This window comes from Allocoleopsis sp., from assembly GCF_036703385.1.
GTDB lineage: Bacteria > Cyanobacteriota > Cyanobacteriia > Cyanobacteriales > Coleofasciculaceae > Allocoleopsis.
In genome coordinates, this window is sequence record NZ_DATNPA010000240.1 from 1 (window position 1) to 12,020 (window position 12,020).

Consider the following 12,020-nt stretch of genomic DNA (forward strand, 5'->3'; position numbering starts at 1 on the left):
GTTGTTATTGAACTGGGTATATTGAGGAGCTGACGACAAGTCTCTCGGAGTTTTTGGGCATCAAAGGGTTTGGTCAAATATTCGTTTGCCCCAGCTAGGCGTCCTTGCACTTTATCAAACACTTTGTCTTTGCCAGTCACCATCATAATGGGTAAATGCCCAAACTGCGGCAAGCTACGCAGTGTACGACACAGCTCTAAACCAGAGACTTCTGGCATACACACATCCAATAACAGCATTGCGATCGGTTGGTGGTAGATCAAAGACAAAGCCTCCGCTGCACAATCGGCTACCAAGACCTTGTAGTCGGTTACCAACGCTTGTTTAATTAGTTCTTGCATGACAAGGCTGTCATCGACAGCAAGAATGGTAGGTTGCTGAGTCTGTAATGGCATACTTACCTATCTTTACAATTGATTGAATTTCTGACAGGTCATTGGATTTTGGATAATGGAATTGTCCCACCCACTGTTAGCGCAAGCGGGCGCTCCAAAGGAGCGACAAGTTGAGGGATTGCAATACTGAACCAATTTGTTTGTTCTCCACGACTGAAAGTCGGGGGTTTGAGACCTTTTTGGTTTTTGGTCAATAAACTTATACAGTTAAGCCCCAATTCATCTTAACTAAGTTTTAATGTTTTGAGTAACTTTCTATAGGGAAGAGTAAGCTGTCGATACTTCCTACCGCTCAGTTTCCAGAGTCTAAAAATTACCCTATTCTTAATTTTCTGTATTTATACCTACTTCATGAGTCGTCCAGGCTGACAGAAATAATTCATCACTTTACAAGTCGTTAAATACGTTACTCCCAAAGGACTTTTGATTTCTGTCAAGCCACGCTAGATTGAAATCAGTCCGACTCTTAGTAGTAAGAAAACTTTTTGAAGCACTTTAAAAAACTTAAACTAATGTACGATTAATGAAGATTAGAGAAGCGGTTCTAAAATTAGTTAAGATTGAGGTAATCAACCGATAGTGGATCGGGCTAGAGTTTTCATGGAAGCTCCTAACAAGACAATTGTTAGTCACTAAAACAGAGCCAAAGGCAAGGAACATCGGCTTGATGGATTTTGAGGGCTATTTGATTGATACTTTATCGGAAAATTATCTAACTTCTTATTCAAAGTAATGAAATCGCCGCTGAATGAAAAAGCTGTGTCCACAAAGGGGCGGCTCTATTAGTTACTCAAACCCCATTGAGCCACGCAACTGTAAAAAACCTGGCTTCGGCGAGGAGAGGAATGCTCAGCAATGAAAACGCTTTTATTTGGGAACGGAGTAGCTAACCTTGATGAGGTTCAACCGGATCAAATCATCGACTTGGCTCCCGAAGGTGCATTTGACGATTTGGCTCGCTTAGCAGCTTGCATTTGCCAGACACCGATCGCTCTTCTGTCTCTAATCGATGAACAACAGCAGTGGCTCAACTTCCATGTGGGCTTAGACCCTACCTTAAGCAAAGCTTACTTGGCGTTGTGTACTCATACTATTCTACAATTAAGCAACTTGGATTCCCTAGAGTTAGTCGTTGAGGATGTCTTAGCCGACCCACGATTCGCTCATGATGACCTAGTAAAATCTCAATCCGAAGTCAGGTTTTATGCGGCTGTCCCCTTAGTTACTCCTCAAAAAACAGTGGTGGGACTCTTAGCCGTTAGTGATCGGGTTCCGCGATCGCTCACCTTACAACAAAAAGAGGCACTGGTCGTGTTGAGTAAACACGCAATCAGCCTAATGCTAGGCTGCACTACTATGCAGTCAGAGTGGCCTAACAAGGTAACGACCCTCAAAGAAAGGGTGAACAAGCGTCAGCAGCAGAAAGAGGCACAGCACGCTTTACACCAAGAACTGGCAACGCTCAAATTATCGCTGGAGCAAACTTCGATGGTGTCAGTTACAGACCATCGGGGGAAAATTCAATACGTCAACGAGCAGTTCTGTAAAATCTCAAAATATGTTAAAGATGAACTGCTCGGAAAAGACCACCGCCTGCTTACATCCGGTTACCATTCATCGGATTTTTTTAAACAGATGTGGGTGACCATTGCTAGAGGAAAGGTTTGGAAGGGTGAAATCCGGAATCGAGCGAAAGATGGCAGTGTTTACTGGGTGAATACGGCAATTGTACCCATCTTGAATGCTCAGGAAAAACCCTGTGCCTATGTATCCATTTGCCAAGATATTACTGAGCGCAAGCAGATGCAAGAAGAGCGTCTGAGCGAAGTCGGCTGTGAGACGGCTCGCTTTTTTATCCTCTCGCCCGATCTAATGTGCATCATCGGTTTCGATGGCCACTTCAAACGGATGAACCCGGCGTTTGGCAACATCCTCTCCTACACCCCAGAGGAACTCCTCTCTCAACCCTTCCTCGATTTTGTTCATTCTGAAGACAAATCCGCCACCCAAGCGGCATGGGAGAGGTTGACGAACTACAGCGAAACCATCCAGGTTGAAAATCGCTATCGTTGTCAGGATGGTTCCTATAAAAGGCTAGGGTGGACTTTTTTTAAGCCGACTCAGGAAAACGTAGTGTATGGGATTGGTCGTGAGGCTACCTCAAGCCATCAGGGAAAAGCTACTCTCTTAGAACGCTCCCACTTCTCAACGCTAGAAGCTGATATAGGAGCCGCACTGGGCCAGAGCAGTACCTTGATTGAAAGCCTCAAACTTTGTACTGAGGCAATGGTACAACACCTCGACGCGACCGGGGTTGGAATTTGGCTCGTTGACTCTGCCTCAGTAGGCTCAGGCCACCCCTTGGCCTTGGACTTGCAAGCCTCATCCGGAACACTCCAGCCTGCCGACACGTTCCCGGCTCATGTTCCCCCTAACCATCATTTGATCGGTACCATCGCCCAAACCCGGCAACCCCTAAACACTCAGCTGTCGAGTCAAGGGAGACAAGCCAGTATCACCGCCATCAACTTTAGTGGCTACCCCCTAATTGTCGAGTCACGGTTAGTGGGGGTTATGGCGCTGCATAGCCATCATCGGCTGTCCAAAGTCGTCCACAAGGTCTTGGGATGGGTTGCTAATGCGATCGCGATCACCATTGACCGGGCTTGGTCACGAGATGAACTCCTCAGTCGTTGGGAAGCCTTGCTTTGTCGGTTAGCTAGCCAAATTCACAACTGCCTCGATCTCGATATCATTCTGAATACCGCCGTCACCGAAATTCGGAGTTTACTGGAAGTTGACAGTTGTTACTTTTTGTGGTTTTTTGAAGAGCCAGAGCAAGCAAGCTTGAGCGTGTCTCACGAAGCCCGTAACCCTGAGCTGCCCAGTTTGTTGGGAGAGAGCTTACCGCCCCATCTGGAACCCATCGCGGAAATCATTCGCGAACAAAAAATACTAAGGATTGACAATCTGAGCCAGACCGGCGACTTAGATGGCAAAACTCGATCGCTCCTCAACAACTGGGGGATTACGGCTGGAGTGCTGCTTCCCCTGAAAACCCACACTGGTCAACTCGGTGCGATCGCTTGTAGTCACTATAATGGCTCTCGTCAGTGGAGCGATCGGGAAGTCGAATTGTTGCAAGCTGTAGTCGATCAGCTGGCGATCGCGATCGAGCAGGCAGAATTATTGGCCAACACTCGCGCCGCCGCTCTTGCCAGCCAAACCCAAGCGCATCATCTCGAACTCGCGTTAAAAGACCTTCACCAAACCGAAACGTGGCTGATTCAAAACGAAAAAATGTCCGGTCTGGGACAGATGGTCGCCGGAGTTGCCCATGAAATCAACAACCCCGTCAATTTCATTACGGGCAACCTGAGCCATGCCACGAACTACATCCAAGACCTGCTCGACCTGATTAACTACTATCAACAGCACTATCCAGAGCCGAATCCAGAACTCCAAGGATTTATCGAAGAAATAGACTTAGAGTTCCTGATCGAGGACTTGCCCAAAATCCTATCTTCCATGAAGATGGGGGCTGACCGCATCCAGGAAATCGTCCTGTCCTTGCGCGACTTCTCCCGGTTAGATGACGCCCAAATGAGACCCGTCAACCTCCATGAAGGGATTGACAGTACCTTACTGATTCTCCACAACCGCTTGAAGCCCAAAGGCAAATATCCCGGCGTCACGGTGATTAAACAGTACGGTAGCCTGCCACCTGTGGAGTGTTATGCCGGTCAGATCAATCAAGTCTTTATGAATATCATCAGCAATGCGATCGACGCCTTAGAGGGTTGGAGAGTTGAAGAGATGGAACAAGGCTTGAGTCAGGCAAGTCTTCCAGCTGGGGAAAAAGTTAACCAGATCCATCCCTCATCCCTGGCGGCTCCTGTTCCCTCTTCACCAACGCTCTGGATTAGTACAGAAATTTTAGATGATAATCAAGCGGTGGTTCGGATTCGTGATAATGGGCCGGGAATGTCACCCAGTGTGGTAAGGCGTCTTTTTGACCCCTTTTTCACCACTAAACCCGTGGGTAAGGGCACGGGTTTGGGTTTGTCGATTAGCCACCAAATCATAGTAGAGAAACATGGGGGTCTTCTCCAGTGTTACTCGGAGCCAGGGCAGGGCGCTGAATTTTGGATTCAAATTCCGATCGCTCCCTCCGTCAAGGCATTGGGTACTGAGGGCTAGCCTCCAGAAGGCTTGTGCAATCCAGAATCTAAAATCCTCGCATCCAAAATGGTATGAGGCGATCGCACCTTGTTGGTGTAGCCGCGACGGCTCTTTAACAAAACTTCTTTGAAGGGATTCTGTTGAACGGAATTACGCTTGAAAGCCTTATACAGAGAAGGCTGGTTTTTCTTCTTCTACGGAGAATACCTTGAGGCATATATGGCGGAGCACAATTCAACAACAGCAAAATCAATGGCAATCACTTATCCAATCATCGAAACCCAGCTGAGGCTGATTAGAGCCTTGCAGAAGGGATACGTCGAAGCGCTCGAAGCGGGAGACTGGCAAGCCGCCAATTACCGATGCCTACACTTACACAAATTGTGTGAAGGATTGCACCATCTGAGTGAGTTACTGGATCGGGAGGGCAAAATCCCGGATACGTTGACACCATTGCCACCCAGAACGAACAATAGCTGGGTCAGTAGTATTCATACGACTAGTCCCATGCATTCCTTGAACTCAGCTTCTGAGGGCAACGATAAGTCTGTCGTATCACCCCCACCACCACCTTTACCAGAGCCGCCCCATTATGAATGGGGTATGGGTTTTCAAGGTGTAGAGCCACCGCCGATTGATGAAGTATGGTAATCGTCACTACTGACTCGTAGAAGAAAAGGGAAATGGGGAATCGGGAATCGGGAATAGAAAATTGGGAATTCATCGACTCCCTACTCCCTACTCCCTACTCTCCAACGGCACAAGAAATATGCAAGGTTTTACGCACAACAGCTTACTCTTACTGGCTATTAATGGCTAACGTTTTCTTCGGTTCAGTTTTCAGTAATCCCGTCAACAGCGAAGTTGGATCTTGGGAATGAGGCCATGCAAAAGCATGGCGGAAAGCGGCATCTTGGCAAGCTTGTAACTGTTTAAAATTAATCACATCTTGCGTCAGTAAGTTCTCATACTCAAATTGCAGTCGAACATTGTGTAATCCTGCATTATCCGTGCCGATCGCAATATCTACACCCGCGTCAAAACAGCGATCAAATACTATCTTCAGCTGCCGGATATCTTCTAGAGTGCCTGTTTTTAGATAAGTAGTGGGACAAACTTCCAAACACTGCCCCTGCTGTTGCAGCGCGGGTAATAATTCTGGATGCTTTAAAGGAATTTGGATGCCGTGACCAATCCGCATCAGATAGGGAAGCAGTTCGGGGTAACAGCCATCTGGGGTTTCGTAGAGGTGACCGGTGGTTTTCAGGCCGAGCGATCGCGCATACTGATACAACCCAATAAACTCATCTAAACGCTCAGCATAGTGAGCATCTCCCCCCGCCAAATCGATCCCACACACATACTCCTGACTCTGCGCTGCCAAGTCAACAATTGCCTTGTTTACCTCATAAGGTAAGCGCGAGTGCATACACAAAATTTGGCTGGTTACTATCGGATATTCGGGAACCTGGCTGGCTTTGCCCACGATTTCCACAATCTGCGCCATTTGCTCAATGCGTTCAGACTGACTTAACCGCTCAGATGTTCGCAAATAAGGCGTGTAGCGTAGCTCCAAATACGCCAAATTTTCAAATATGTGCGCCCCACGAATCAGGCGATAGATGAAATAAGGCAAAGTTTCCTTGGTTTGGACACTTTCTACCAATGTGTGCAGTTCTAGATACTCATCTAGCGTACTGCGAGGTCGTGTGTAAAACTCCTCAAATCCTACATACTCAGGGAACCGTCGTGCGTGTTCGGGATTGTGGCGTTGGAAATATCGCCACAGAATACGAGGGACAACCGAACCGCCGAGATGACGGTGTAATTCAGCGTATAAAGTCACAAGAACCTCTCTAAAACTAATGCTTGGAATCGGTAACAGCCGCGTCAATATAGTTCAATCGTGAGTCCACTAAGGGGAAGCTAATAGGCTCGTAGGTGACTTGGGCGATAACGAAGCGCTAGCTGCATACTGCATGGGAGAAGCCGAAGCGTCGCGCAAATCGCATCTTCAGCAGAGAGCTAAATCAGTTCACCAGCCCCGGAAAAGTGGTCTTGTACCCAAAACCAGGAGTGCGATCGCAACAGCATAGTTCAGCCAAGTTATATCTCTATGTAGATCGGTCAATCACGAGCTGAAAAAGCCCGACGGTTACCACTTAACGAACTTGCGCTTTCAGCTTATGGCTATTGAACTCAATGCGTTGTAACATATTGATTTCCAACGCCTGCACACATCCCCTGTTCTGATTGTCATGACTTAGTGTTACTTCAAGTTGACACCCGCTACACCGGATGATAATAATTGTAGTTTGTGAAAACTTTTAGAATAAAAAAAAACCCTTGGCTAACGTTGTTGTAATCGGTGCCCAATGGGGCGATGAAGGAAAAGGCAAGATCACAGATTTACTCAGTCGTTCGGCAGATGTCGTCGTCCGTTACCAGGGGGGGGTCAATGCTGGGCATACCGTTGTTGTTCAAGGCCAAACCTTCAAGCTTCACCTTATTCCCTCTGGGATTTTGTATCCTGATACCGAGTGTATTATTGGCTCTGGTACGGTCATTGACCCCGCTGTCTTAATTACAGAACTTGACCAGCTCGAAGCACTGGGCATTTCCACCGAAAAACTGCTGATTTCGGAAACAGCCCATGTCACGATGCCTTACCATCGGTTAATTGACCAGGCATCCGAAGAGCGACGGGGCAACCACAAAATCGGCACCACCGGTCGCGGGATTGGCCCCACTTATGCGGATAAGTCAGAACGCATTGGCATTCGGATTTTGGATTTGATGAACCCCGAATCCCTGCGAAAACAGCTGAACTGGACGATTAACTATAAAAACGTCATTATTGAAAAGCTTTATAATTTGCCGCCTTTAGACCCAGCGGTCGTGATCGCTCAGTATTTAGAGTATGCTGAGCGATTGCGGCCTCATGTCGTGGATTGCTCGTTGAAGATTTACGATGCGATTCAAGAACGACGCAATATTTTGTTTGAAGGTGCTCAAGGGACACTGTTAGATTTAGATCACGGTACGTATCCCTACGTCACCTCTTCCAATCCGGTTGCAGGTGGGGCTTGTGTGGGTGCAGGCGTGGGGCCGACCATGATCGATCGCGTCATTGGGGTAGCAAAAGCCTACACCACCCGTGTGGGAGAAGGGCCATTTCCAACCGAACTACATGGAGAGCTTGGAGATATATTGTGCGATCGCGGAGCGGAATTTGGTACCACCACCGGTCGTCGCCGTCGCTGTGGCTGGTTTGATGCCGTTATCGGTCGCTATGCTGTTCGCATCAATGGCATTGACTGTCTAGCCATTACCAAACTCGACGTTCTCGACACCCTCGAAGAAATCAAAGTTTGCGTTGCCTACGAAATCGACGGCAAACGCTGCGAAAACTTTCCCAGCAGCTCTCGTCGGTTTTCTCGCTGCCAACCCATCTACGAAACCATGCCGGGATGGCAACAATCCACCGAAGATTGTCGGGCACTGGAAGATTTGCCCAAGCAGGCACTAGATTATCTCAAATTCCTGGCGGAATTGATGGAAGTACCAATCGCACTTGTCTCCTTGGGAGCCAGCCGCGACCAAACGATTATCGTAGAAGACCCGATTCATGGCCCCAAACGGGCACTGCTTTATGCCAACGGCTCACCCGTAACATCCGGAGTCTAAGGATTTTAGATTTTGGCTTTTGGAATAAAGTCCAACCCATAATTCTCGCCTCGACCCTCTAAAATCTAAGATCGGGCTGTCGCTCACTCTTGAAAACCTATAAAAGCTACTCAGATGGAAGTTTCAGTTGAATGTCAAAAGCGACCAGAAGGCAGCAAGCCAGGAGCCTTGCGTCGTTCTGGTTTAATCCCTGCGGTTCTCTACGGACATAAAGGGACAGAATCAGTTTCACTCACATTACCAGCCAAAGCCGCAGAAACTCTGCTCAAAAAGGCTACGGTTAACAACACTCTTGTTCAGGTGGCGATTCCTGACATTTCCTGGAATGGCAAAGCTCTCCTACGGGAAGTGCAAACTCATCCTTGGAAAAGAAATCAAGTCTACCACCTCAGCTTTTTCTCCGTAGCCTCTCAAGACAGCCTTGAAGTAACCGTGCCATTGCACTTTATGGGACAGGCCGCAGGGATCAAATTAGGCGGAATCCTCGATCCTGTGATTACAGAAATTCAGGTGCAGTGTGCCCCAGGCGACATCCCCGAATCGATCGATGTTGATGTTTCTAATCTAGAGATTGGAGATAGTCTACATGTTCGCGACCTTGTTTTGCCACAGGGTATCACGCCAATGCTTGAACCCGAAACCACTATTGTTATCGTGGGCGGTTACGCTGGCGGACAAGAAGCAAGCGAAGAAGCTTCTGCATAGACTTGAGGTTTATCCTCATGAATTGAGGAAGACCAGGGACAATTGTCCCTGGCTTTTTTGTATGAGAAAATGCCCCATCCCAGAAAGTTCGCCCCTTTCTTTAACAAAAACCAAGGCTTTCACATCCTCCCCGAAAAATGACACAGACATCTGTTCCGGCCTTGATTCAGCAAATGATGCAACCGGGATTTTATCCCCACCCGGTAACAGAACCGATTCAATTGATACAGACCCATGTTTCCTACGTATTTTTAACGGGTGATTATGCATACAAAGTTAAGAAACCTGTGAATTTTGGCTTCTTAGATTTCTCGACGTTGGCACAACGGCAGCATTTCTGTTCAGAAGAATTGCGGATGAATCAGCCAATCGCGCCTGAGATTTATCTGGAGGTTTTGTCCATTGCTGAAATCGATGGCAAGTTTGTTTTGGGGAGTGCGGGTCAAGCGGTAGAATATGCGCTGAAAATGTGTCAATTTCCCCAAGAAGCTCTGTTTATCACGATGTTTGAGCAGGGGAAACTGACAGAAAATCACATGGAAGAATTAGGGCGAATTGTTGCCCAATTCCATGCCAAAGCTGAAACGAATGATTACATCCGCTTCTTTGGAGAAGTCGCCAAAATTCGCGAGGCATTTGACGAGAATTATCAGCAAGCGGAAAATTATATTGGTGGCCCTCAAACGCAACAGCAATATGAGGAAACAAAGAAATTTAGCGATACGTTCTTTGAACAGCAGCAGACGTTATTGGCAACACGCCGGGAAAATAACCGGATTCGAGAATGTCACGGCGATTTGCATCTGAGAAATATTTGCTTTTGGCATGACAAAATTCAATTGTTTGACCGCATTGAATTTAATGAGCCATTCCGCTTTGTTGATGTGATGTACGATGTGGCGTTTACCGTGATGGATTTGGAGGCACGGAGGCGTAAAGACTTAGGAAATGCGTTTTTAAATACTTATATTGAGCACACTGGCGACTGGGAAGGATTACAAGTTTTACCGTTGTATTTGAGTCGGCAGGCGTATGTAAGAGCGAAGGTAACTTCTTTTTTACTGGATGACCCCGGTGTTCCGGAAGAGGCCAAGCAAGAGGCGGCAAAAGTCGCGTCAGATTATTATCGACAGGCGTGGGAGTATACGAAAACGAATCAGGGGCAACTGATTTTGATGTCGGGGTTGTCGGGTTCTGGTAAATCGACAGTAGCGCGACATTTAGCAAGACACTTAGGGGCGATTCACCTCCGTTCCGATGCGGTGCGTAAACACCTTGCGGGTATTTCTTTGGAACAAAAAGGGGGAAATGAGCTTTATACGAGTGAAATGAACCAGAAGACTTACAATCGCTTGTTAGAATTGGGGCTGATGCTGGCAAATCGGGGCTTTCCGGTGATTTTGGATGCAAAGTACGATCGCATTGCGTTACGACAAGAGGCTATTGCACAAGCGAATACCCACAAGTTGCCCATTAAGATTATTCAGTGTACAGCCCCAGAAGACGTTTTGCGCGATCGCATCTCATCCCGTACCGGTGATGTTTCCGATGCCACGGTTGAGCTTGTAACTCAGCAACTCGCGGCGGCTGAACCCTTCACAGAAGCGGAACAATCCCTCGTCACCCCGATAGATACTACTCAAGATTGGGCATCACAGCTTCAAGAAATTCTAGGTTGAATGTCACTGAAATAACGAGCCGATCCGCCTCCCAACCCCCAATTCTGGGGGAGCCAGAGTTCAAAGTCCCCCAAAATTGGGGGATTTAGGGGGCAAATTCCGCAGGAGATCGCTTAAGTCAGTGCCATTCATTCTAAGCTAGGTTTTGAGTTCAGGGTGAAAATAGCCACGCCTATTGCACCACAAAATTTTTGTAGGGGCGCAAGCCTTGCGCCCTGTTAGGTTGTGGTTTTTACGGACTTGAGGGGCTTATGCCATACGCCCCTACATCAATATGATTCTGCGATGCCTACGGCGGTTCACGCAGCGACCATCGCGTAACACCAAAAATCTTCCCATGAGCTGCATAAGCTGGGCTCTTAGAGAGATAGAAAAACTGGGTGAGAGAGTGAGGCATCGCAATGATGAAGGGAAAAGCACGAGTCAGGAAAGCTCTACCGTGGGCGGTTACACTCTTCGGAGTCATGGCATTACTAGCTGGAGTACCCGCACCAGTGGTAGGACAAACTAATCCTCCCCAGTCAGCCCAACAGTCAGCCCAACTGGAGGAAGCTAAGCGACTACATCAACAGGTGAAGCAGCTTTACAATCAAAGACAGTACGCTGCTGCCATTCCCCTAGCAGAACGCGCCTTGGCAATCCGCGAGAAAGTGCTGGGCAAAGAGCATCCCAATGTTGCCAGCAGTCTCCACAATCTGGCAGGGCTGTACAACGCACAGGGGAAGTACAGCCAAGCCGAACCTCTCTACCAACGCGCCTTGGCAATCCGCGAGAAAGTGCTGGGCAAAGAGCATCCCGATGTTACCACCAGTCTCAACAATCTGGCAGGACTATACTATTCACAGGGGAAGTACAGCCAAGCCGAACCTCTCTATCAACGTTCCTTGGCAATCTTCGAGAAACTGCTGGGCAAAGAGCATCCCCTTGTTGCCAGCAGTCTCCACAATCTAGCACAGCTGTACCAGACACAGGGAAAATACAGCCAAGCCGAACCTCTTTATCAACGCTCCTTGTCAATTTTCGAGAAAGTACTGGGCAAAGAGCATCCCGATGTTGCACAAAGTCTCAACAATCTGGCAAATCTGTACCAAGCACAGGGAAACTACAGCCAAGCCGAACCTCTCTATCAACGCTCCTTGGCAATAGTGGAGAAAGTGCTGGGCAAAGAGCATCCCCATGTTGCCAGCAGTCTCAACAATCTGGCAAATCTGTACCAGGCACAGGGGAACTACAGCCAAGCCGAACCTCTCTATCAACGCTCCTTAGCAATCTTGGAGATAGTGCTGGGCAAAAAGCATCCCAATGTTGCCCTTAGTCTCAACAACTTGGCAGGGCTATACCGGGATATGGGCAACTACAGCCAAGCCGAACC

Annotated in this window: 9 protein-coding genes; 7 read left to right on the forward strand and 2 right to left on the reverse strand. The window is 47.9% G+C overall.

Features of this window, described 5'->3' with window-relative positions:
• Positions 1 to 395, reverse strand: a 395-nt coding sequence (locus V6C93_RS11645; protein ID WP_333476823.1) for a response regulator, incomplete at its 3' end; no start/stop codon positions are given.
• An 855-nt stretch (positions 396 to 1,250) separates the two neighbouring features.
• Here V6C93_RS11645 and V6C93_RS11650 point away from each other — a divergent pair.
• Both V6C93_RS11650 and V6C93_RS11655 read left to right on the forward strand, forming a co-directional pair.
• Positions 1,251 to 4,595, forward strand: coding sequence for a GAF domain-containing protein (locus V6C93_RS11650; protein WP_333476824.1), 3,345 nt, complete (start codon positions 1,251 to 1,253; stop codon positions 4,593 to 4,595).
• Between the two features lie 234 nt (positions 4,596 to 4,829).
• Positions 4,830 to 5,228 carry a hypothetical protein gene (locus V6C93_RS11655; protein WP_333476825.1) on the forward strand — a complete coding sequence of 133 codons (399 nt, stop codon included), beginning with the start codon at positions 4,830 to 4,832 and terminating at the stop codon, positions 5,226 to 5,228.
• 148 nt (positions 5,229 to 5,376) lie between these two features.
• Here the strand turns inward: V6C93_RS11655 and V6C93_RS11660 are convergent, their stop codons facing one another.
• Positions 5,377 to 6,423, reverse strand: a complete 1,047-nt coding sequence (locus tag V6C93_RS11660) for an adenosine deaminase (RefSeq protein WP_333476826.1) — start codon at positions 6,421 to 6,423, stop codon at positions 5,377 to 5,379.
• A 100-nt stretch (positions 6,424 to 6,523) separates the two neighbouring features.
• Between V6C93_RS11660 and V6C93_RS11665 the strand changes: the two genes are divergently transcribed.
• The 5 genes from V6C93_RS11665 to V6C93_RS11685 all read left to right on the forward strand — a co-directional run.
• Positions 6,524 to 6,673: a hypothetical protein gene (locus V6C93_RS11665; protein ID WP_333476827.1), complete on the forward strand. Its 150-nt coding sequence runs from the start codon at positions 6,524 to 6,526 to the stop codon at positions 6,671 to 6,673.
• Positions 6,674 to 6,923: 250 nt separating this feature from the next.
• Complete coding sequence (locus tag V6C93_RS11670; RefSeq protein ID WP_333476828.1) at positions 6,924 to 8,264, forward strand: adenylosuccinate synthase; 1,341 nt, start codon at positions 6,924 to 6,926, stop codon at positions 8,262 to 8,264.
• 114 nt (positions 8,265 to 8,378) lie between these two features.
• Positions 8,379 to 8,969, forward strand: a complete 591-nt coding sequence (locus V6C93_RS11675) for a 50S ribosomal protein L25/general stress protein Ctc (protein ID WP_333476829.1) — start codon at positions 8,379 to 8,381, stop codon at positions 8,967 to 8,969.
• A gap of 137 nt (positions 8,970 to 9,106) precedes the next feature.
• Positions 9,107 to 10,648: an AAA family ATPase gene (locus V6C93_RS11680; RefSeq protein ID WP_333476830.1), complete on the forward strand. Its 1,542-nt coding sequence runs from the start codon at positions 9,107 to 9,109 to the stop codon at positions 10,646 to 10,648.
• 404 nt (positions 10,649 to 11,052) lie between these two features.
• Positions 11,053 to 12,020: tetratricopeptide repeat-containing protein (locus V6C93_RS11685; protein WP_349262688.1), on the forward strand; the 968-nt coding region annotated here is incomplete at its 3' end.